Raw genomic sequence first — 20,580 nt, 5'->3', positions numbered from 1 at the left:
ACAGAGATTTGCGCGTTGAACTAAACGTGGTGGTACTTGCCGCCTCCGGCAATTTCCTGCGCGCGGTACAGCTGCTCGGTGAGGATCAGACGCACCAATTGGTGGGGGAAGACCAGCTTGGACAGGCTCCACACAAAATCGGCGCGGGCATGGACGGTGTCATCTACACCGTAAGCACCGCCGATCACCACAGTGATGTTTCGTGAGGTGTCCAAGGGACGCTGCAGGGTCTTGGCCAGCGCGGGGGAGTCAATGTTCTTTCCACGCTCATCCAGCAGCACCAAAAAGTCGCGTGTATCAACCTTGGCCAGGATTCGTTCTGATTCCTCGGTGCGTGCCGAATCCCCTTCTCTCGACGAGTGCGACAGCAGCTGCCACTTGATGTCGAAGGGCTTTTTCATGCGCTTTTCGTAGCGTTCGATTCCCTCATCGACCCAGGATTCATGTTTTTTGCCGACGGCCAGCACGCGAATTGTCATGTACCCATCTTCCCGTATGCCACGCTGTGAGTCCTGCACCGGGGTCGGCCTAGATGTGGGTGTTGTCCGAGTATCAGTGCTTCCCCAGACGCTGGCACTAGGCTTTCTAGCATGAGTTCATCGCGCCGTCCCGCAAAGAACGGCCAACGGGCCGGCTCCATCCTGATTTTTTGTCTGGCCCTAGTTTTGGGCCTTTTTGCCGTGGCACGCAGGCTGTGGGTTTCGGTTGCCGCTGGGGGAGTTCCCCATGAGTGGGACATTCCATTGCTCGAGTGGATGGAATCCCACCGGACGCCTTTCGCAACGATCGTGGCGTGGGTGTTTAGTTCCGTGGGCGACACCTTGGGCATGTCCATACTGTCGCTTTGCGTTATTGGCCTTTTCTTCTGGCGCACCCACAGCCTATGGCCAGGTGCGCTCATTGCCCTGACGGCGGCCGGTTCGGTGACGCTGACGGTGGTGCTGAAGAATATCTGGGGTAGGGCGCGACCTCCGCTGGACGACGCATTATTGCCGGTGCCCGCGTCCTACTCGTTTCCGAGTGGTCACACGCTGAACTCCGTGGCGATCTTAGGAGTCATCGGGTATCTGGCTTTCCTCATTCTGCGCAGCCAGTGGGCCAGAGTTGTGGCGCTATCTAGCTTGGGGTGCCTCGCCGTGGGCGTGGGATGGAGCCGCATCTATCTGGGGCACCATTGGCTAACCGATGTCGTCGGTGGGTTACTAATCGGTGGATGTTGGGCTGCGGTGGTGATCATCATGCACCACTTTGTGTTGGTGAAGAACCGGCGCACCGTCGCGTGGTTGCGGTTATAGAATTTTCCATTTGCAGGGGCCCTTGTTCCCAAAATCGTCCTCCACTAACGCCTCGAAAATGCCTCGCTTCGGGCATGGTCCGGCACGGTTCAGAGTAATACCTCGGCGGTTCCCGAGATGGCCGACGTGAGGAATGCGACCGCGCCTATGAGTAGAACCCAGTCCGTAGACGTATACAACGCGAGCCTTCTCGCGACACGGTTGCGAGGCAGTGCCCTGCCTCTGCGGTGGGCTGGTTCTTCGCGAGTTGGCTTCTCTTTTCCATGGGAGTAGATAATCACCGTCGTAAGTCCAATAAACACACCCCACGAGATCATCAGATCCATTAATGAAGTCCTTTGTCGGTTAGTTAAAATCAACCCTAGCCGGTCGTGATGGTGCGCAAGGAGACTTGATCGGCGAGGGGATATCAGCGTCTGACCTCAACGAAAGTTTCTATCCACAACCCGTATGCGGATTATTCGATGCGGGAATACATATACATATCCTTACGCTGCCCACCGACCTCCTGCCAGCTACGAAGTAACCCCTCGCGGGTGTAGCCGCAGCGTTCAGCTGCTCGCCAAGATCCCTCATTCCAAGGCTCAACGTAAAGTTCCAGCCGGTATATCTCGGGCAGGCTCAGCCCCCACCGCGAGATGGCGTCTAGGGCAGCAGAAACAATTCTCTTGTTTCGATGACGAGGGCCAACCCAGTACCCGATGCTGGCGCGGCCTTGCTCGGCATTTTTCAGCCACAATCCGATCTGGCCCAGTGCTTGATCAGAGTCTGCATCAGAGATGGCGAAGGAGTATCCGGCTCGAGCCACAAGTCGATGATGCTGACGTTCAATGAATTCACGTATCTCTTGGTCCGTACCGTTGGCCGGAACTGTCGTAATCAGGGGAATCAGCGGATCGGTCGAAGCTTCGCGAATTAACTCGGCGTCCTTTGCCTCGAATGGTCGTAACCGATACGCACCGGTCTCCAAGATCGGCTGATTTATCGGGTCCATCGGGTCAGCCTAACTTTTACGCCGGTGAATGGCGCCAAAACATCCGCGATGCGAAGGCCTGCAGGGTTCTCCCCCGGAACCCCAGAGCAACTTCAGAGGCCCTGGGCCGGGTCGTCGCACGGGGAAGAATCGCCTGGCACAGGACATGCATGTGCCCGGCGATCGTTCGGTCAAGCGCGGATGACGGGTTGCTGCAGCTCGGTCACCCAGTTCTCCTGAGGCTCGGGCTCGGACACGATATACAGCTCTCGGCAAACTCCGGCCAACTCATAGTTATTCTCTTCGATCCATGCATGAAGGGCCTCCCACGAGGTTCCGATGGTGTCCATCGAGCCGTAGTGAACGGTGGTGGCGGCCAACGCAGCCCCAGGCACGTCGGCGATGGCGAAGCCGATTCCCGGTTCGACATCGGCATCGACGAGGAACGCTGCGTAGGCTCTAGCTCCCTCGCCGTCCCCAGATTCGATCGCCTCATACATCGCGAGGGACCGGGGACCCGGTCGTACTCCGGCCGCCACGAGATCGCGGGCGAGTCGGCCAAATAGTGGCCCGATAATCGGTGTGATGTTTTCCGGTCCGAATCCCGGTACGACGGCACATGCTTGGGCAACATGTTGGGCGGGCAGTGGCTTGAGTTCGGTGGTGATGGTGGACATCAGTGGTGCTCCTTCGAGGTGGCGGAGGCGCATGTCGAGTCGACCTAGTCGCGCTGAGTCGAGGTCGAGTTGCCGCGCGAGCTCGGTGCGCCGTGAAGTCAGCATCGTGTGTAGGGCTAGGTCGTCGACCTCTCCCTGCACGATTCGCGCCACTTCATCGAGGCGAAATCCGAGGTCCTTGTACGCCAGTATGGCGCCAAGCACAGCAAACTGCCGCCCTTTGTAGGAGCGATATCCGCTGTGCGGATCGACTCTGGCTGGAGGGAGCAAGCCGATATCGTCGTAGTGCCTGAGCATTCGAACGGACACCTGGCCTATCGACGCGAACTCTCCGATGCTGAACATGATGTCTCCGATGATTCCGCCTCACACAGTGTGAGAGTCAATGGTTCAATTCTCGAAGGTATGCCGGGTACCTCGCAAGGAGCCGTCCACGGAGAATTATTCATGGTGCCCGTACGCCCAGTCGTTTGTGGACGCCGCACCCTGAGTCAGCCTGTGTTGTCACGGCATTCGCTCATAACGGTTCTCAAGACTGAACCAATCTCTTTTCCGAAGTCAGCCGGTTTGGATGACCACTGGCGGTCTCTGATTCATTCGGCGTGAAAACGGGAGTCGGCAAGGATGCTGATCCCAAGCGAGAATGAGTGTTGTGATCACAGTTTTGCGGATGGGCTGGACGACAGGCTCCTGTTCGTCCTAGGGATCACCAGAGCGGACAGGGCGATTGTGGTTGTTCCCGTGGGATCGTTGGCGGAGAAATGGTCAACCTGACGCGTCCACCGAAACTTCAACACGTTGAAACACGGCACCTGTCATTTCGAGACATGTCAGCAGCGTCAAATCTGGCGGCTCAACTACACACCAAGTCGTGTTAACGACTGAAGGGTTTGGATTCCTTGCGGAATCCAAACCCTTCATACTGGCGGTGACGGAGGGATTTGAACCCTCGGTACGGGGTTACCGTACACAACATTTCGAGTGTTGCACCTTCGGCCGCTCGGACACGTCACCAGACCAGAACACTCTACCGGGTAAATGGCCCACAACAAAAACGAGTGGTCTCTCGGGGCAGAATGTACCCATGAGCACCTCAAACCTCATCGCCCGAATCGAACCGGAAAAACTGACCCCGGAGCTACTGCGCGCTTGGTCCTGGAACCGGCAGGGCTTGGACGGGCGGATGGCTGGTCTCACGGCGCCCGCCGTCCTAGACGCGGTGGGTTGGGCTCGGTCGGTCGGTGGCGCAAACGCCTATCTCACGTTATTTGCCCGAGCCGGGATCGGACGAGCCGAGGCCGACGCTGCGCTCGCCGAGCAGGACATCCACGAGTTACCCACCGCACGAGGTTGCACCTACGTCCTGCCCGCCTCCGACTACGCCTGGGGGCTGCAAATCGGACATTCCTCGGCCGAGGCAGCGGTGAAGGTTTTGCTGCGACTAGGTGTTCAGAGCGCTGAAATCGAGAGCCTATCCCAAGAGGTATTACAGGTCCTACGCGGCGTACGAGGCACCGATAAGGAGGCTTTGGACCCGCGCGGACTGAAGGAAATTCTGGGCGACAAGGTCCGCAACTTGGGTGAAGAAGGCAAGAAAAAGGGTGCCAGCACCACACTGCCGGCGGCCCTTGGACTGTTGCAGGCCGACGGGCGAATCCGCCGCGTGCCGGTGAACGGGCGGCTGGACCAACAACGCTATTCCTACGTGGCCTGGGAACTAGAAAGTACCGGGGATGGCGACGACGTGGTGCGGGCCAGAATGCTTGAGCGCTTCCTCAGATGGACCGGCGGGGCAACCTTGGGTCAGATTCGGTGGTTCACCGCCTTCACGGTGGCTCAGGCCAAGGCTGCGCTTCTTGCGGTGGGTGCCGTGGAAATCGCTACAGCGGCTGGCGACCAGTTGTGGCTGCGGCCAGTAGACGTGACGGAGCTGGCAGCTTTCGAGGTGCCGTCGGCCGAGGACATCCAGCTGCTGTCGGGTTCGGATTCTTTGGTGCTATTGCGCCGTAATTCCGCAGATCTCTTTGATGAAGCGGGCAAGAGCGCTGTGGCCGGCATGAGTGGCTCCGCACTTGCCGCAGACTTATCTGATCATCCGATTCTCGATCGAGGTCGGATCATTGGACTGTGGCAGTACGATCCGGAAAACTCCCGTATTGCTTGGTGGACGTTTGCCCCTGCGAGCCCCGCAGTACGCGAACGTATCGGTCAGCTCGAACAGTGGATCACCGAAGACTTGGGTGACTTTCGCTCGTTCAGCCTAGATTCGCCAGCATCGCGAGCTAAGGACATCGCGAAGCTGGATGCGCGGCGGCTCGCCTAGGCCACGGGGCTACTAATCTTGGCGTCGTGCGCGAAAAAAGTCGGTGAGCAAGCGCCCGCACTCTTCCTCGCGGACACCTGGGTAGACCTCGACCCAGTGGTTGAGCCGAGGCTCGCGCAGAATGTCGAACACCGAGCCGACGGCGCCCGCCTTCTCATCCCAGGCGCCGAACACAACCCGGGGGATGCGCGAAAGCACGATGGCTCCGGCACACATGGCGCAAGGTTCCAAGGTGACCACTAGGGTGCAGTCCTCCAGACGCCAACCATCATCAATCCCTGCCTCACGCAGTGCCCGGGCAGCGGCACGGATGGCCACCAGCTCGGCGTGGGCGGTGGGGTCTCCATGAGCCTCGCGTTCGTTCCGGCCAGTGGCCAGCACCTTGGCGTCGGGGCCAATGATCACCGCGCCGATGGGAACATCTCCGGTCGCAAGGGCAGCCCGGGCCTCGGCGAGGGCAAGGTCCATGAGCTCACTGTGGCTGGTTCGTTGAGGAATCACTGTGCCAACTTTAGTTTGGCCGCGAACGGAAGCGTAGTTTGGCGCCCGGTGCGCATTGGAGAATGCGGGTCTGAAACGTCAACCCGCGACTTCGGTTGGGCCATTTTGAAAGTGCAGGTTGCCGGAAAAGCACCGACGGTGGCCACCTCGCGGCCAGTTTCTTGATAGCTGCGGCTGGGATCTTGCCGGTCTTCATGAGTGCGCGCATTCGCTGATTTTTCGCGCCAGGCCACGCTGGTAAGCAATTCTTGGCCGGTCCGATAACCGAAACAATGGTAGGAATCACCCGATGTCCGAGCACAAAAACCGGGGAAGAGGGGGCCTTGGACTGGTAGATTTTGGAGCATGCGCGTACAGGTAATCGACCACCCATTGGTGGCCCACAAGGTATCGGTCCTCCGAGATAAGAACACCCCTTCGCCGGTCTTCCGGCAGCTGACCGACGAGTTGGTGACCTTGCTGGCGTACGAAGCCACCCGCGACGTCAAGACCGTCAAGATTCAGGTTGAGACTCCGGTCGCAACCACGACCGGTATCGCCTTCGCTAAGCCCACCCCGTTGGTGGTGCCGATCCTGCGCGCCGGCTTGGGCATGCTTGAGGGCATGACGCGTCTGGTGCCGACCGCGGAAGTTGGCTTCCTGGGCATGGCCCGCAACGAGGAAACCCTCGACATCATCACCTATGCCGAGCGTCTTCCCTCGGATCTGACCGGACGCCAGGTCTTCGTCCTAGATCCGATGTTGGCCACCGGCGGAACCTTGATCGAATCGATCAAGTTCCTCTTTGACCGCGGGGCCGAAGATGTCACGTGCATCTGCCTGATTGCCGCTCCCGAGGGCCTTGCCCGCCTTGAAGAGGCCTACGGCGACAACGACAAGGTCCACCTCGTTCTGGCTTCCTTGGATGAGAAGTTGGACGAGAAGTCCTACATCGTTCCGGGTCTGGGCGATGCCGGGGACCGCCTCTACGGCGTAGCGCACTAGCTCAGAGCCACTGAGGCTTAAGGCGTCGGGCCGGCAACAGAACCGAAAGTTCTGTTGCCGGCCCGACGCCTTTTGTGTGCCCAAATGCCACGGCTTCGCCTAGAGGGCTGTGCCCTTAGGCTGGCTCGATCGTTTTGTTGAGCTCTTTAGTGCGGATGAAACGACTGGACTGACCGCGGGTTTCTGCGGTTCGGGAAGCGGCAAACGGATCTCGAAAACGGTGTTGCCCGGGGTGGAAGACACCGTGATGGTTCCATCATGGGATTCAACGATGGCCTTGGCGATCGGCAGTCCCAGCCCGGTGGTGCCATCGGCTCCGGAACGCGCAGTGTCAGCACGGGTGAAGCGCTTAAACACCTGGGGCAAGAAGGCTTGGGTAATGCCCTCCCCGGTGTCATGGACCTGGAGCACTGCTTGGTGAGTCGAGTTGTCACGTTTGAGGCTCACCGTGACGGTGTTGCCGGCGGAGGTATGTTTGCGGGCGTTGGCAAGTAGGTTGGTGATGACCCGCCGTAGCGAGGAGGAATCTGCACTCACCACGAGCGGAGTGGAGGGGAGTCGAGTTTGCCAATGGTGATCGGTCGCCGTGATTCGGAAGTCTTCGGTAATGTCGCCAGCCAGCTTGCCGAGGTCCACGTCGGTCTTCTTCACTTGGTGCTTTTCATCCAAGCGGGCCAGCAGTAGGAGGTTTTCCACCAGTGAACTCATGCGGGTGCTCTGTTCCAACACGCGTACCAGCGAGCGCTGCCCATCGTCGGAGAAATGCTCGGTAGCACTGATGAGCTCGGTGTACCCCCGGATGGCGGAGAGCGGGGTGCGCAGTTCATGAGAAGCATCGGCAACAAACTGGCGCATTTGCGCCTCGGAGGCTTCGCGTGCGGCAAAGGCCGTGGCAACGTTATCCAGCAATGCGTTTAACGCGTTGCCCACGTCCCCGGATTCGGTGCCGGGAATCGAATCTTCCTCGGCGACGCGTGCGTCCAGGGCCAGCGTGCCAGTTTCCAGCTGTGCCGTGGCCACCGACGATGCCACGGCGGAGACGCGTCGAAGGGGAGCCATCGAATGACGAATGATCATTGAACCGATCAATCCAGTGGCTATCAGCCCGGCGAACGAGATAAACACCGTCATCCATCCGAGGGAGGCAAGGGTGCGCGCATTGGGGTCCAACGGCAGCCCGGTGATCAGGGTTCCGGAACCCTTGGGATCTGATTTGGCGACCAACAGATAGTCGCCGATGCTCAATTCTCGTTTGGCAGGTGGCGCGTCAACAACCAAGGTGGACAGCGGTAGGGCGTCGTCTCCGACGATGTTGTTTCGCTGCCCGGTTTTCATGTCCAAGACGCCACCGGAAAATAGCAGGCCGGATTCGATCTTGGCGTTGAGGGTTCCCGATGCTTGGCCAGGGGCGAAGAGTGGAGTTCCGCTGTTGCCCTTTGACTGGCTCAGTGAGTAGGTGGCGGCGCGATCGGCGGCGTAAGCCAGCTGCTCATTAAGTTGGGCAGATAATGTTTGGCGCATGCCGGCGTTGATCAGCAACCCGATGACCGTGCAGACCAGCGCCAGCAAACAGACGACGGCCAAGAGCAGCCGGCGTTGCAGTGTCATGGGTGTCCGGGCTCGGGTAGCTGAACTAGCGGGGAAGAAATCCTGGATTCCACCATGCTCGGATGCCTCGGGGTTCGGTGTTGCTGAAGTGCTCATGAGGCGGGTTTGAGCATGTATCCGGCGCCACGAACGGTGTGGATCATGGGTGATGCGTCGGCTTCGATCTTCTTACGCAGGTAGGAGATATACAGCTCAACAATGTTGGCCTGGCCGCCGAAGTCGTAGTGCCAGACGTTGTCGAGGATCTGTGATTTAGAGACGACGCGGCGGGCATTAACCATCAAGTAGGAGAGTAGATCGAATTCGGTCGCGGTGAGATTGATGGTCTCTCCGGCGCGCGTGACGTCGTGGGAATCGGAGTTCAGGACCAGATCCCCGACAACCAGTTCCGCACTGTCGGCAGCGGTGGCACCGGAGCGCTCGACCAATTTGTGCAGGCGCAGCAGTACCTCTTCGAGGCTGAAGGGCTTGGCGACGTAGTCGTCGGCGCCGATGCCCAGTCCCTCAATCCGGTCTTCCACCGCGTCCTTGGCGGTCAGGAAAAGCACCGGGACCTCGGGCAGGAACGTGCGAACCTTGCGCAATACTTCGGGGCCTTCAAAGCCGGGCAGCATCCAGTCCAAAACGAGGACGTCGGGGGAGGACTTGCGGGCGGCTTCCACGGCGGAGGGCCCGTCATGGGCAACCGTAGCTTCCCATCCGAGCATGCGGGTACCCATGGAAACCAATTCGGCCAATGAGGGTTCGTCGTCAACGACGAGCACCTTGATGGCGGTTCCGTCCGGGTGAGTCAGTCGCGGTAGATGCGTAGGGGAAAAACGAGAAGCAGGCATGGAATAACCTTCCCTCCGAGGTGTAGGGCGGCCCTGTGGCCCGGCTGTGAACGGGCTGTGAGACCGTGTTTCACCCAGCTTAGGGCCTCGAGTCTTCGTAAGAGAGGGGTTTGCGCCACCAACTGTTGGTAGGCCCGTTGCTTGCGAGGCTGCCCCGGTGTAGGTGTGGCAACCCGAACCATGTGAATCGATTGGATTGGACAAATTGCGCGGTCTGGAAGAATTTATAGGTCATTCCGCTTTGTTTGTATCTGACACGTCACCGATCTGTACAATGTGATGATCGACACGTTAAGCGCTGCAAGTCTCACATTGTGGACAAAACCTAAGTTTGTTACTTGCGGGTTCCCTTTATTACGGGGAAACTGATGATTGTGAATAGCGCAGCAACAGCACCCTTGAGCCTCCTCGGAGGCATGGCGATGACGCATCGTCAGTGTTGTTGTCGAATGCTCAGCTGAGTGTCGGAAACCTCCGGCGCTCAGTGACACTCGCATCGCTCCCAAACCTCGCACCAGCGCGGTAACCGGAGCACCTAAGCATTCGCGCCATTCCGTGGCATTCACACGAGTTAGAGGTAGAGCAGCATGTCGGTAACTTCCGGATACGTCCATGTTTCAATCCGCAACGCGCAGTCTCGCGCCGCAGCAGCGCAGCGCACCACCGCGCCCGGCGGGTTCACCCCCGCCGGATATCGCCAGCTCCATGCGGTCCCAGCAGCGACCGAAACTCGACCCATGACAGCGCCGACCCCCGTGGTCGTTCCGAACGGAACCCCCGGCCCGCAGCCCGTCACCGGAGATACCACCGCACGAGGATTTGTGCTCTACGTGGGACTGGACGAGACCGTAGCTCAGGCACAGGGCACCTCGCTGGGTAAACTCGCCACGCAGGTCCGGGCCTTCCTGGCCACGCTTTCTCCCGAGGCTCAGACGCACGCAGCCGTGGCGCTGGCCCCGGCGAGCGCTACGGGTGACAATATCGACGTCGTTCGTCAGGCCCTGGGTGATCCCACGGTCAACCGCCGCCCCCGTGTTGATTCCCGACCGGCAGCTCCACGACCTTCCGGCGTCTTGATCGACCTTTCGCGCCGCGAAGTGCACCTTGATGGCGAAACCCTGAACCTAACGTTCAAGGAATTCGAACTGCTGAACTACCTCGTGGAAAACGGCACCCGCACCGTGGGCCGCGATGAGCTGCTCACCAACCTGTGGCGCAATGCCGAAGAGGTCCCCAACGAGCGGACCATCGACGTGCACATCCGTCGTTTGCGCTCCAAGCTGGGCCGTTTGGCCAACACCGTACGCACCGTGCGCGGCCAGGGCTACCGCTTCTACGAGCACCCCGAGGTTGTCGTCTGGGCCGCACCGGAATACACCATCTAGTCATAACGTCTCATTTCCCGCCGGGGCCGCATCCACGCGATGCGGCCCCGGCGTCGTTAAAGACCATGTCCCGCCTAAGCTTGGGTGCATGAGTGAACACCATTTGAAGCGACTCGTATTACTGCGCCACGCCAAGAGCGACTACCCGCTGGGAGTCAGCGACCACGAACGACCGTTGGGTGCACGCGGTAATAGGGAAGCACCGGCTGCCGGTGCATGGCTGCGCGAGAATGCGGTGGTGCCCGACTACATCGTGCTCTCCGATGCCTTGCGGACGCGGGCCACCTGCGCTTGGATCATTAGCGAGCTGGGCGAAAAGGCTCCCACACCGTACTTGGACTCAAGGATCTACGGCGCCTCGAGCACCACACTTTGCGCCATCATCAACGAAACGCCAGAGACAGTGACCACGCTGTTGGTCATTGGACACCAGCCGGTACTGCAGGAACTCGCCATGCGCCTAGCCTCCGTCGAGTCGGATGAAGAGGCCGTCTACGAGCTGGCCATGGACTATCCCACTCTCGGCCTCACCGTGCTGCAAACCGATAAACCATGGGCGGAGATCGATGGCCGCGATATGAAAGTGACCAACTTCGTGGTCCCACGCTAAAGCTCCAGCTCTATTCGTGCACGGCACGTTCGGGGACGTCTGGGCAGAAGATACGGCCGATTTCGTGGGATGTGGCGGGAAACTGCATGAGAGTTTTCCCGACCCCTGACCACGTCTTTTGGCACCATGGCGCACCAAAGATGAGAACGATGTCCCGATTATGAGGACGTCCTCATGAACCGTTCATCAGTTGCTTACTTTGAGCCCTTTGACTTGGAACAGCGCAGGAACACATCCTGCAACCGCTTCCGATGCGGAACCAGATTCCGGCACCCAAAGGACAACACCATGAGCATCAGCACCAGCCTTGAAACCGACATCTTTGCAACACCCAACGCTGCAGCCGGAGAAGTGCGACAGGAACTAATTGGCGCCGAACGCGCCCTGAAAATCCGTGCCGCCTACACCACCCGCTTTGTGGCCACCGAGTTCTCCAAGCACCCCGAGGACTTCCACCTCATCGCCGGTGCCACCATCACCCCGCAGCCCGGAGACGTGGTCATCGCCCGCGTCGCCGAAATCGGCAAGCACACCCGCCTCGAATCCCCGGTCTCCCGCCGCCAGCTAATGTTCGTGGGCCAGGAAATCATGGTCGCCTACGGCAACCGCTACGCCCCCGACCAGTTCCTGGCCCACGTGCCCGACTCACTGGAACCCTGCCACCTGATCGCCGGTGGCGGTCTGGCCGGCTACGTGACCCAAATGCACGCCTCCATCGACGCCGCCACCGCCATCGAACCGATCGGCCTGCTGGCCACCAATGATGGCGTGGTCAACCTGCGCGACTTCGCCCCACTGCAGGTGGGCACCCCGTCGCTGGCCGCGCTGCGCGCAGAGGGCACCGTGCGCCCACCGGTCATCGCGGTGCTGGGAACCTCGATGAACTCGGGCAAGTCCACCACCCTGGGCTGCCTGGTCAACGGACTATCCAACGCCGGGCTCAATGTTGCAGCAGGTAAGGCCACCGGAACCGGAGCGGGCAACGACCCGAACCTGTTCATCGACGCCGGTGCCTTCCCGGTCTGCGACTTCACCGATTTTGGCTACCCCACCACCTTCAAGCTCGCCTACGAGCAGGTACGCGACCTACTGGCCGCGATGATCAACGAGCAGGCTGCCTCCGGCGCCGACGTGGTGGTCATCGAGATCGCCGATGGCCTTTACCAGGGCGAGACCTCCCGACTGCTGCGCGATCCTCTCTTTGCCGCCTACGTGGACACCGTGGTGTTCTCGGCCCAAGACGCGCTCGGCGCCCGCGCCGGGCTGGATGTGCTGCAGGACGCGGGAGTGCCGGTGGCGGCGATTTCCGGTCTACTCACCGCCTCCCCGCTGGCCACCGCCGAGGCCGCCGCACAGTTGGAGGTCCGGGTCATTGATACCTACGCCCTGTGCCGCCCAGAGGTCGCCACCGCACTGCTGCCGGTGCGCGCCGCCTCGCTGTGAGCGGGAATAACGCCCACCTGGAGCTGACCGAGGGTCCCACGACGCGGCCCCTGGAACTGGTGGAGACACGGCCAGCGGCAGCGCTGCCGACGCCGCGTCTGCCCCAGCTCCTGCGAGGAAAGCGTCGCGGCCTCTTCGCCGCGCTGCTGACCATCGCCATTCTGTGCGCGGGACTGGGCGTGGGCATTGCCCTACTTCTGGGCTCATTAGTCAGCGGAGCACCAATCGTGCCGCTGAGCGTGGGCATCGCCGTGATGATCCTGGCCTGGGGCTATGGCAGGTATCTGGAACGTGTTGTAGCCGAAAAGCTGGGCCAGGACTACGTGGCTCAACTGCGACTTTTGTTGATCTCGCACTCGTTGTTGGCACCCAAAGTCCCCTCAATGGGGATCACCGTGACGCGGGCCAGCAATGATCTTGCCGCGGTGCGCAACTGGGTGGCCCAAGGAATCGCGCCGCTACTGGCCGGCATCCCGTTGGTGCTGATCTCCATGCTCGGACTCTGGGCGTTGCACCCACTGCTGGCGCTGGCGCTGGCAGTTCCGGTGCTGCTCCTGAGCGTGGTCCTGCGACTTCTCGCGGGCCCCGCCTACGAGCGGGCCCGGATCCTGCGCCGGCACCGCGGCAACTTAGCGGCCCGCCTGGCCGACACGCTCGCGGCTAGCTCTGCGCTGGTGGCGGCAGGTGGGGTGTCCCGCGAACTTTCCAGGATCGCTGGCAGCGGAACCAAGGTGCGCGATGCTGCGGTATCCCGGGCCCGGATGGCGGGAGTGTTGCGCGCCTGCTCGCTGGCCCTACCCTTGGCAGCCACCGCGATTCTGGTGCTGGTTTCCCGGCATGCGGCCCTGGATGCCGGGCAGATCGCCACGGCACTGACCCTGTTAGGGCTGTGCGCGGCCCCGGTGGGGGAATGGGGCCGGATCGTGGAGTACCGGCAAAATTACCGGGCAGCGGCCCGGATTATTGCTCCGCTGCTGGTTGAGGAAAGCGAACTGACCGCTGGCCCCGCCCTGCGGGAGAATGCTGCGCGGGCGGCCGCACAGATCCAGGCCTCGCGCGTTGCTGGGGTGTGGCTACGCGGGCTCGAAATCAACGGCCACCGGATCCCGGAGCTACGCGCAGCACCGGGGGAGAAAATATTGCTGCGGGCCAAAGATGCGCGCCTGCGCTCGGAACTGCTCGCGGTGTTGGCCACCGCGCGCACGAACGCGAGACAGATTTTGGGGGAGCTGGGCGAAGAACGCGAGAATCGCGGCCTGGGGTATGTGGTGGCCGGACAAATCCCCGGGGCCGTGAGCGAAAAGAAACGCCGCCGACTGATCGGTGCCGCCTTTGCCTCGATGGTGCCAGAACGTGGAACTCTGGGCCGGGCCCTGCGGTACCGCCGCCCGGATACCGATATTTCCCGGGCCTTGAATCTGGCGCGGGATCTCGGTGTGGGGATCGATTCGCTCGAGCAGCGGGAAGACACGGCCCTGCGTCGCGGTGGGATGCCGCTGACCCGCACCCAGCGTGCGGGACTGATGACGGCGCGGGCGATGCTCGGTTCACCGGCGCTGCTGCTGCTTGATGGCATCGATGCTCAACTGGAACCGCGTGCCAAGGCGTGGCTGGAGAACACCTTGCTGAACTACCCGGGCGTGGTCATTATCGCCTCGGATGAGCCATGGTGCGCGGGGTTTCGGCTCTGGGATCTGGATGCAGCGCAATAGCGCTGGGTCCCGGCGCTCCCGAACGTTAGCGCAGTGGCGCGGTGAAGGCCATGACCGCCCCGACGCAGGATTCAATGCTGCGCTCGGGGTGGAAAACCAAGCGGTCTCGGCCCAGAATCAGCGCCGCGCCAAAGACCGCGGTGGCAAGTGTGTCAATATCTACCGCGGTTTTATCAGGTGCCGCGGGAGTGCTGCTGGCGATCTTTCCCAGGGCGGTGGCCACTAAGCTAATGACCTCGTGGCGCATGCTCGCCAAGGAGGTGGCCCATTGGCTGTCGGACTGCCATTGCTCGGAAATCCACAATTGGGCAAAGGACGGGTATTCGGCAATGAACTCCAGCGCATCTCCGATCATCATCCGCAGTCCGGTCAGCGGATCAGGATCCTCGGCGCCCTGTGCCAATCGTTCGAAGAGGATTGCCACACCGTAGTTCAGCAGCTCACCGATCAGCTCCGCCTTGGAACCGAAGTTGTAATATACGGTTCCCTTGGATACCCCTGCGGCCTTGGCGATTTCATCAACCGACACGGCGTGGTGCCCACGGGCCCCGATCAGTTCCATCGACGCGGTGAACAAACGGTGCTTCGAATCGGTGGCCCGCACCCTGGGACGGGGTTCGGCGTTTTGACTCATGCACTCAGCTCCGGATGCAGTGTTTTCAGGGACCATGTCTTGTGCAAGCGTACCGCCAGGGTGCTGGCCAGCAGGCCCAGCACGGTGTAGCCGATGAGCCCGGCCACCACGGGGCCGAGCACCGTGAGATCCGCTCCGTACATCAGGTGGCGCAGGCCGGTGACGACATGTCCCATGGGCAGCCATTGGTGGGCAATGTGCAGGATCTTGGGGGTGGTTTCCCAGGGGAAGGTTCCGCCGGAGGAAACCAGCTGCAGCACCATCAATACCAGGACCACCATCTTGCCCGGCGTGCCGGCTAGTGCGCAGATGCCCTGGATGATGGCGGTGAACGCCATCGACGCCAGCAGGAAGAGTCCCCAGGTCATCCACGGGTGGGCGGTATTGAGCCCGAGGCCGAAGATCACGACCAGGTAGAGGATGGTGCCCTGAATGATCGAGATGAAGAAGAAGGGCAGCCAACCGCCGATGGCGATTTTCCAGTTGGAGGCGTTGGAGGCCAGCGCGCGTGCGGTAATCGGGCGCATGAGCTGGATGAGCATGAAGGCACCAATGAAGATGGCTAGGGTCATGAAGAACGGGGCCAGTCCTTCGCCGTAGACCGAGGCCTTGGCCTGGTCCGTGCGATCGATGGCTACCGGATCGCCGATGATGTTCGAAACTTGATCACGGTCTGCCGCGTTGGGGTTGGGTACCTCATCGGTGCCGTCGGTGAGTTTGGTGGACAGCTCGGAGGAACCATCACTCAGTTCGGTGGCCCCGTCGCCGAGCTCACCGACCCCGTCGCCGAGGTCACCCACGCCGGCGAGTAGCGAGCCGGTTCCCTCGTGCAAGGTGGTGGTTCCGGCGGCCAGCGTTGAGGCACCGCTGTTCAGCTTCTTGGTACCAGCCAGTGCGTCTGCTTCACCGTCGGCCAGGGTATCGGCACCGTCAGAGAGTTTTTGGGCTCCGGTGTTGAGGGCGGATGCGCCCGCAGCGGCATCTCCGATACCGGTTTTGAGCGCGGGCATGGCCCCGGCCAGGGTTTCGGTTCCGTCAGCCAGGGTAGAGAGGCCTCCGGATAGTTGCTTGGCGCCGGCCGCGACCTTCGCCGAGCCGTCGGCAAGAGCGGAGATCTGGGATTGGGCGGTGGTCAACTGCTTTTTGGTGTCGGCCACCTGTTCGCTGACACCGCTGGATTTTGCGGCGTTCGTGACATCGGTGCGCAGGGTCTTGGCCTGTTCGCTGGTGAGGATCCCCTCGGTGACCAATTGATCCAGACGGGTGTTCAGGGCCTCGGTGGCCGAATCGATGCGGGTATTGGCATCTTTTTCCAGGGCGGTGAGGGTTTCTGCTGCCTGCGTGACCTTGTCATCCAGGGCCTTGTTGCCGGCTGCCACCTCGGCGGCGCCATCGGCGAGCTGGACGGACGCATCGGAGGCCTTCTGCGCACCATCATTAAGCTGTTGGGTCTTCGCGGGAAGGGCCGAAGTTTTGGACTTTAGTTCGGCCAGACCGGCGTTGAGTTCCTTGGTGCCATCGGCCAGCGTGTCTGCCCCAGCGGCGAGCGAGTTCGCACCGGTGGCGAGCTTCTTTTGCCCGGCTAACAGCGAGGAGGTGCCGTCGTGCAGGGTGTTGGCACCTTGGGAAAGATCCGCGGCCCCGGCATCAAGTTTGCCGGCTCCATCATCCAGCGTGTTCACGCCATCGGCCAGCGTGGTGACACCGTCGGAGAGTTTCACGGTGCCGGTGTGTAGTTTCCCGGCGCCATCTGCGGCCTTGGACATCGAGGTGTGGATCTCGGTGAAACCGGTGAGCAGGGCATCGGCGGTCTGCGTTCCAACCTCGGCGGCCACGGTGTTGTGCACCTGGCCGGCCAGCTTGTCGGCGAAGGTGCCGACCATGTAGTTGTTTGCATCGTTGGTGGTGAGTTTCAAGATGCCCTGTTTGGCCGCCTCGAAGTCGCCGGGGGAGGCGAGGTTGGCGGAGAAATCTGCGGGGATGGTCATCGCGAAGGCATAATCGCCGGAGGCAACACCCGCCTCGGCTTCGGCCTCGGTGGACACCTGGTTCCAACCGAAGGTGCCATCCTCCATCAATTCGGTGGTGACGTCATCACCTACAGCGAGGTCCTTGCCGTCCTTGGTGGAACCCTGATCCAGGTTCACGATGGCGGCCTTGACGTTGTGCAGATTGGAATACGGGTCCCAGTTTGCGTAAAGGTAGAGCGCTCCGTAGAGCAGCGGGACCAGAGTCAATGCGGCGATCGCGATCTTCGGTAGGCGACCGGAGGTCATGCGCTTGAGTTCGGACAGAGCCAGACGCAACGTGGTCATGAGAGGTCCTTTGCTGCGGTGGGAAGTGTGGTGGTTTCGACCGGGGCGTCCTCGATCGCATCGACCGGTGAGCTGACTTCCGGGATGTCAACGCTTGCTGCATGTGCGGGAGCAGCACCCTCGAGGTGCTTCGGAGAGGATTCGGTTTCGCCGGGGATATCAACGCCGACCGCTGGAGCTGGCTCGGGGTCTGCGAGGTGTGCCGGTGCTGCCTTGGTTTCGGGTTCCTCCGTGGGTTCGTCCGCGGGGAGATCTGCGTGAATCGAGCCGAAGGGAACCTCCAGCTTGTCCTGAATACCGCCGTCGTAGGCGTTGGGGCCCGACCACTGTTCGGGGAGGCGCTGCACCACGGCGATGATGGCCGGGGCTCGTTCGCCGGTGGACACCGATTCTAGGAAGGTGCACCACATCTCTTCGGGAATCCCGTGGCGTTCCGGGGTGTCGAAGACCAACAGCTCAACGTGGGCATCTTCAAGGGCCAGCTCGGTCATCAGGGTGAGGCGGTCAAGCGGTTCGATGGCATCGAGGTATTGATCGGCCAAGGACTCCAGATGGTGCTCTTGAATCCACGTTTTGGTCTTGGGTCGTCGCCGTCTGGAACCCGGAATGAGTGAAAGGTCCTCGGCCACCAGGTCGCGGACCTTCATGTGTGCCTCCGGATCGTTGATCTGGGGGGAGTCAACGATGGCGCTGATGCGGCGTACCGCTTTGAGTGAGGAATCCCCGAGCCAGCTGACGCTTCCCTCGCTGGGGCGCATGCGTGCGCTCAGTCCTAGAGACAGCGCGGTGCGCGTGGTTTGGGTATCGGCCTGGATCAGCAGAAGTTCGCCGCGCGCGACGGCAAGGCTGGTGGGATCCAGCAGGGGCAGGTGGCGACCGGCAATGGCCAGGTTATCGGCGATGAGCACAAAACCATCGTAAACCAAACTGACTGGTCAGTTCAATTAGTGTTTTTGTCTGATGCGACACGTGACGAGATTCGGTACGCAACCTTAGGACACGATAGGGCAACTTTTAACCCTTGATCTCCATGTGAGGGCATTGTTGGGGGGAAGATGGGGACATGATCAAGAGGTTTTGGGTTGGCGGATATTCGCCAGATGGTGGCGGTACCAGTCAGGGCATTCGAACGATGGGTATCAATAATGGGGTACTCACGGACCTCGGGTTGGCCCACGCCGCAGATTCCCCCTCGTGGTTGACCGTCCACCCGACACTGCCGGTGCTCTATGCGGCCCTCGAGCATCGGGGTGAGGTGGCTGCCTATACGATCGTGGGCACCGACCGGCTTGAACCTTTGGGGCATCCGGTTCCCGCCGGAGCGCTGGTATGTCACCTGGCCTTGACCGGAAGTCATCTCATCGCCAGCTGCTACGGCGACGGGAAGATCCTGATCTACCCGTTAGCCACCGATGGTTCGCTGGGACTGCCCAGCCTGGCGCCGGCCTCCAGGGATCCCTTTGCGGTCCCCGGTCATGAGGGGCGGGCATCGCATTCTCATCAAGCCACTGTGTTGCGTTCGGGAAGGATCATTACCACCGATCTTGGACATGATTCACTGCGCCTGTGGGAACTACATGATGGCCAATTACTGCTGCAACAAGTCATCGTCTTGCACAAGGGCGACGGCCCGCGACATCTGGTGGAGCATCCCTCGGGGTTCATTTATGTCGCTACCGAGCATGGCGCTGAAGTCATCACGCTGAGCCCCGACGCTTCGGGTGAATATCGTGAGGTGGCACGAACCGGCCTCGGTGAAGAGATTTTGCCCGGCGAGCATTTTCCTGCCGAATTGTCCTTGGACAAGTACCGAGACCGTCTTTACGTCGGTGTTCGTGGTGCCCAGAAGGTAGTGGTGCTTGGACTCAAGGCGGGAATTCCGGTGCTCGTGGGTAGTTCGGCCTGTGAAGGGGAGTGGCCGCGGCATCACCTGCAGGTGGGTGACTCGATGCTGGTGGCCAATCAGCTGTCCAATACGGTCGAGGCCTTTGAGCTGGACGCCGGGGATGGGATTCCTTCTGTACGTCTGGACTCCCTGGTGATGGAAAGTCCCACCTGCATCACCGCCCAAGTGGCACGCTGAGCCGGTCGCTTGTAGGGACTTCGTTCCTCGCCTGTGTCGATGGTTGTCTGTTGCGCTCGCGCGATGGCTGCTGCCCGGGTGTTGATCTTCGCGGTGCGGATCGGCCCTTGTGCCGTCGAAAGCTGGCCATCCAAAATCACGATCATCTGCCGTTGCTTCAATCCGCGGCAGAATCTAGCTTCTCGGGCCCGGCCTGATCCTGCTTCGCCTGCGGTGTCCCATCACGCGCGAAGCCCTAGAGCGTCAAAATAACATCTGTTATATTCGAGAAGTAGGACAAGTAATTTCGCGCTTTGGAGGTTGCCGTGAGCCAGAATATTGATCCACCACGTGACGCGGCTGTGGCGGCGCAGCTGTTGCGCTCCAGGGAACTTGCAGAAGTCGCTTTGCTTGACTACAAGCGGACCCTTAAAGCTGCGCGCCAGCAGATGACACAGGTTCAGATGGCCAAAGTGTTGCGCTTATCGCAGCCGGCGGTGGCCAAGGCGTTGCAACGTGCCGCGAAAGTGCCAGATGTCGTGGCGGGTTTTAATGCAGCCTCGCCGCATGAGCTCTGCCAGCGGTTTGCCGCGGGCATGATTGGCCGTGAAGAGGTGATCCTCGAGTTGGCAGCGTGGCCGTACCGCAGTGCCCCGAAGTTCAATGAATTTGGTGAGTTAGAAAGTGACATTGCCGGAACGTTCATCGACGTGGAAAATGCGGTATCTTTCGGATTGATCGATGAATCGATCTACGAGGATGTTCTTAATCGGCTCACCGCGTGAGGTTAATCCAGGAGAGTTCTCGTGGGGAGCAGTGACGAGATGGTTTCGCATGGCGATTCGGTCGTAGACCACAAAAAAGCCGCGATTTCTCGCGGCTTTTTCACTTGGTGCGCCCAAAGGGATTCGAACCCCTGACCTTCTGTTCCGTAGACAGATGCTCTATCCAGCTGAGCTATGGGCGCATATTTTATTGTTGATCCAGCCTCACGGCTCGACCTCGAACAACTATACATAGCTTTTGCCCGGCGGTCGATTCCATCCTCAGAATCGTGCCCGAACTCACCTTCTGATCTGTCGCGAGCAGGGTGTTAGGTATCGCCAGCGGGTGAACTTCACCTGTTTTGAGCGGTGGCGCTCGGCTCAAAGCCGGGAGGTGTTCGGTGTTGACATTTGTTGAAAGCCGTGGAATCTTGTATCTAGCGATCTTGTGAGAGCGCTCA

Annotated in this window: 18 protein-coding genes and 2 tRNA genes; 9 read left to right on the top strand and 11 right to left on the bottom strand. The window is 60.8% G+C overall.

Annotation, left to right across the window (positions count from 1 at the left end; genetic code table 11):
• Nucleotides 1–20 precede the first annotated feature (20 nt).
• Entirely contained in the window at nucleotides 21–479 is a 459-nt protein-coding gene (locus HED64_RS18385) for a 23S rRNA (pseudouridine(1915)-N(3))-methyltransferase RlmH (protein ID WP_210149969.1), read from the bottom strand.
• A gap of 111 nt (nucleotides 480–590) precedes the next feature.
• Here HED64_RS18385 and HED64_RS18380 point away from each other — a divergent pair, with 111 nt between their 5' ends.
• A complete protein-coding gene (locus HED64_RS18380) occupies nucleotides 591–1,295 on the top strand; it encodes a phosphatase PAP2 family protein (RefSeq protein ID WP_168153407.1) in 705 nt (234 codons plus the stop codon).
• A gap of 457 nt (nucleotides 1,296–1,752) precedes the next feature.
• Here HED64_RS18380 and HED64_RS18375 read toward each other — a convergent pair whose 3' ends face one another.
• From HED64_RS18375 to HED64_RS18365, 3 genes are all read right to left on the bottom strand, one after another.
• Nucleotides 1,753–2,289, bottom strand: a complete 537-nt coding sequence (locus tag HED64_RS18375; protein ID WP_168153406.1) for a GNAT family N-acetyltransferase — start codon at nucleotides 2,287–2,289, stop codon at nucleotides 1,753–1,755.
• Between the two features lie 170 nt (nucleotides 2,290–2,459).
• Nucleotides 2,460–3,290 (bottom strand): MerR family transcriptional regulator, encoded by an 831-nt coding sequence (locus HED64_RS18370; protein ID WP_168153405.1) that lies wholly within the window; start codon nucleotides 3,288–3,290, stop codon nucleotides 2,460–2,462.
• 578 nt (nucleotides 3,291–3,868) lie between these two features.
• Nucleotides 3,869–3,959 (bottom strand) — tRNA-Ser (locus HED64_RS18365).
• A gap of 70 nt (nucleotides 3,960–4,029) precedes the next feature.
• Between HED64_RS18365 and HED64_RS18360 the strand changes: the two genes are divergently transcribed.
• A complete protein-coding gene (locus HED64_RS18360; RefSeq protein ID WP_168153404.1) occupies nucleotides 4,030–5,268 on the top strand; it encodes a DNA glycosylase AlkZ-like family protein in 1,239 nt (412 codons plus the stop codon).
• 12 nt (nucleotides 5,269–5,280) lie between these two features.
• Here HED64_RS18360 and tadA read toward each other — a convergent pair whose 3' ends face one another.
• Nucleotides 5,281–5,769, bottom strand: a complete 489-nt coding sequence (tadA, locus tag HED64_RS18355) for a tRNA adenosine(34) deaminase TadA (protein WP_342590774.1) — start codon at nucleotides 5,767–5,769, stop codon at nucleotides 5,281–5,283.
• A 345-nt stretch (nucleotides 5,770–6,114) separates the two neighbouring features.
• Here tadA and upp point away from each other — a divergent pair, with 345 nt between their 5' ends.
• On the top strand, nucleotides 6,115–6,753 hold the full coding sequence (upp, locus tag HED64_RS18350) for a uracil phosphoribosyltransferase (protein ID WP_132364544.1): 639 nt from the start codon (nucleotides 6,115–6,117) through the stop codon (nucleotides 6,751–6,753).
• 99 nt (nucleotides 6,754–6,852) lie between these two features.
• Here upp and HED64_RS18345 read toward each other — a convergent pair whose 3' ends face one another.
• Both HED64_RS18345 and HED64_RS18340 read right to left on the bottom strand, forming a co-directional pair.
• On the bottom strand, nucleotides 6,853–8,457 hold the full coding sequence (locus HED64_RS18345) for a sensor histidine kinase (RefSeq protein ID WP_168153403.1): 1,605 nt from the start codon (nucleotides 8,455–8,457) through the stop codon (nucleotides 6,853–6,855).
• Complete coding sequence (locus HED64_RS18340; protein ID WP_168153402.1) at nucleotides 8,454–9,194, bottom strand: response regulator transcription factor; 741 nt, start codon at nucleotides 9,192–9,194, stop codon at nucleotides 8,454–8,456. Before HED64_RS18340 ends, HED64_RS18345 begins: the two co-directional genes overlap by 4 nt.
• Nucleotides 9,195–9,781: 587 nt before the next feature.
• Between HED64_RS18340 and HED64_RS18335 the strand changes: the two genes are divergently transcribed.
• From HED64_RS18335 to HED64_RS18320, 4 genes are all read left to right on the top strand, one after another.
• On the top strand, nucleotides 9,782–10,579 hold the full coding sequence (locus HED64_RS18335) for a winged helix-turn-helix domain-containing protein (protein ID WP_132364550.1): 798 nt from the start codon (nucleotides 9,782–9,784) through the stop codon (nucleotides 10,577–10,579).
• An 88-nt stretch (nucleotides 10,580–10,667) separates the two neighbouring features.
• A complete protein-coding gene (locus tag HED64_RS18330) occupies nucleotides 10,668–11,189 on the top strand; it encodes a SixA phosphatase family protein (RefSeq protein WP_168153401.1) in 522 nt (173 codons plus the stop codon).
• 288 nt (nucleotides 11,190–11,477) lie between these two features.
• Nucleotides 11,478–12,632, top strand: a complete 1,155-nt coding sequence (locus HED64_RS18325) for a DUF1611 domain-containing protein (RefSeq protein ID WP_210149967.1) — start codon at nucleotides 11,478–11,480, stop codon at nucleotides 12,630–12,632.
• Entirely contained in the window at nucleotides 12,629–14,344 is a 1,716-nt protein-coding gene (locus tag HED64_RS18320) for an ABC transporter transmembrane domain-containing protein (protein ID WP_168153400.1), read from the top strand. The genes HED64_RS18325 and HED64_RS18320 overlap by 4 nt, the downstream gene beginning before the upstream one ends.
• 25 nt (nucleotides 14,345–14,369) lie before the next feature.
• Here HED64_RS18320 and HED64_RS18315 read toward each other — a convergent pair whose 3' ends face one another.
• Genes HED64_RS18315 through HED64_RS18305 form a run of 3 tightly spaced genes read right to left on the bottom strand, consistent with a single transcriptional unit; the run spans nucleotide 14,370 to nucleotide 18,201 of the window.
• Nucleotides 14,370–14,978 (bottom strand): TetR/AcrR family transcriptional regulator, encoded by a 609-nt coding sequence (locus tag HED64_RS18315; protein ID WP_168153399.1) that lies wholly within the window; start codon nucleotides 14,976–14,978, stop codon nucleotides 14,370–14,372.
• Complete coding sequence (locus tag HED64_RS18310; protein ID WP_168153398.1) at nucleotides 14,975–17,293, bottom strand: YhgE/Pip domain-containing protein; 2,319 nt, start codon at nucleotides 17,291–17,293, stop codon at nucleotides 14,975–14,977. Before HED64_RS18310 ends, HED64_RS18315 begins: the two co-directional genes overlap by 4 nt.
• Nucleotides 17,290–18,201, bottom strand: coding sequence for an ABC transporter ATP-binding protein (locus tag HED64_RS18305; RefSeq protein WP_168153397.1), 912 nt, complete (start codon nucleotides 18,199–18,201; stop codon nucleotides 17,290–17,292). Before HED64_RS18305 ends, HED64_RS18310 begins: the two co-directional genes overlap by 4 nt.
• Nucleotides 18,202–18,356: 155 nt before the next feature.
• On the opposite strand from HED64_RS18305, the gene HED64_RS18300 reads away from it, so the two are divergent.
• Nucleotides 18,357–19,376, top strand: coding sequence for a lactonase family protein (locus HED64_RS18300; RefSeq protein ID WP_168153396.1), 1,020 nt, complete (start codon nucleotides 18,357–18,359; stop codon nucleotides 19,374–19,376).
• A gap of 305 nt (nucleotides 19,377–19,681) precedes the next feature.
• Nucleotides 19,682–20,140, top strand: coding sequence for a hypothetical protein (locus HED64_RS18295; protein WP_168153395.1), 459 nt, complete (start codon nucleotides 19,682–19,684; stop codon nucleotides 20,138–20,140).
• A gap of 105 nt (nucleotides 20,141–20,245) precedes the next feature.
• Here the strand turns inward: HED64_RS18295 and HED64_RS18290 are convergent.
• Nucleotides 20,246–20,322 (bottom strand) — tRNA-Arg (locus HED64_RS18290).
• Between the last annotated feature and the right edge of the window lie 258 nt (nucleotides 20,323–20,580).

Origin of the sequence: Paeniglutamicibacter terrestris, from assembly GCF_012271785.1 — a bacterium.
Taxonomy (GTDB): Bacteria; Actinomycetota; Actinomycetes; order Actinomycetales; family Micrococcaceae; genus Paeniglutamicibacter; species Paeniglutamicibacter terrestris.
The sequence above is the reverse complement of the archived record's forward strand: the minus strand, read 5'-3'. Positions and strand labels throughout refer to the sequence as shown.

Bases quoted from the DNA above. Each gene is read 5' to 3' on its own strand.
- HED64_RS18385 (WP_210149969.1), bottom strand. From the start codon at position 479: ATGACAATTCGCGTGCTGGCCGTCGGCAAAAAACATGAATCCTGGGTC.
- HED64_RS18380 (WP_168153407.1), top strand. From the start codon at position 591: ATGAGTTCATCGCGCCGTCCCGCAAAGAACGGCCAACGGGCCGGCTCC.
- HED64_RS18375 (WP_168153406.1), bottom strand. From the start codon at position 2,289: ATGGACCCGATAAATCAGCCGATCTTGGAGACCGGTGCGTATCGGTTA.
- HED64_RS18370 (WP_168153405.1), bottom strand. From the start codon at position 3,290: ATGTTCAGCATCGGAGAGTTCGCGTCGATAGGCCAGGTGTCCGTTCGA.
- HED64_RS18360 (WP_168153404.1), top strand. From the start codon at position 4,030: ATGAGCACCTCAAACCTCATCGCCCGAATCGAACCGGAAAAACTGACC.
- upp (WP_132364544.1), top strand. From the start codon at position 6,115: ATGCGCGTACAGGTAATCGACCACCCATTGGTGGCCCACAAGGTATCG.
- HED64_RS18345 (WP_168153403.1), bottom strand. From the start codon at position 8,457: ATGAGCACTTCAGCAACACCGAACCCCGAGGCATCCGAGCATGGTGGA.
- HED64_RS18340 (WP_168153402.1), bottom strand. From the start codon at position 9,194: ATGCCTGCTTCTCGTTTTTCCCCTACGCATCTACCGCGACTGACTCAC.
- HED64_RS18335 (WP_132364550.1), top strand. From the start codon at position 9,782: ATGTCGGTAACTTCCGGATACGTCCATGTTTCAATCCGCAACGCGCAG.
- HED64_RS18330 (WP_168153401.1), top strand. From the start codon at position 10,668: ATGAGTGAACACCATTTGAAGCGACTCGTATTACTGCGCCACGCCAAG.
- HED64_RS18325 (WP_210149967.1), top strand. From the start codon at position 11,478: ATGAGCATCAGCACCAGCCTTGAAACCGACATCTTTGCAACACCCAAC.
- HED64_RS18315 (WP_168153399.1), bottom strand. From the start codon at position 14,978: ATGAGTCAAAACGCCGAACCCCGTCCCAGGGTGCGGGCCACCGATTCG.
- HED64_RS18310 (WP_168153398.1), bottom strand. From the start codon at position 17,293: ATGACCACGTTGCGTCTGGCTCTGTCCGAACTCAAGCGCATGACCTCC.
- HED64_RS18300 (WP_168153396.1), top strand. From the start codon at position 18,357: ATGATCAAGAGGTTTTGGGTTGGCGGATATTCGCCAGATGGTGGCGGT.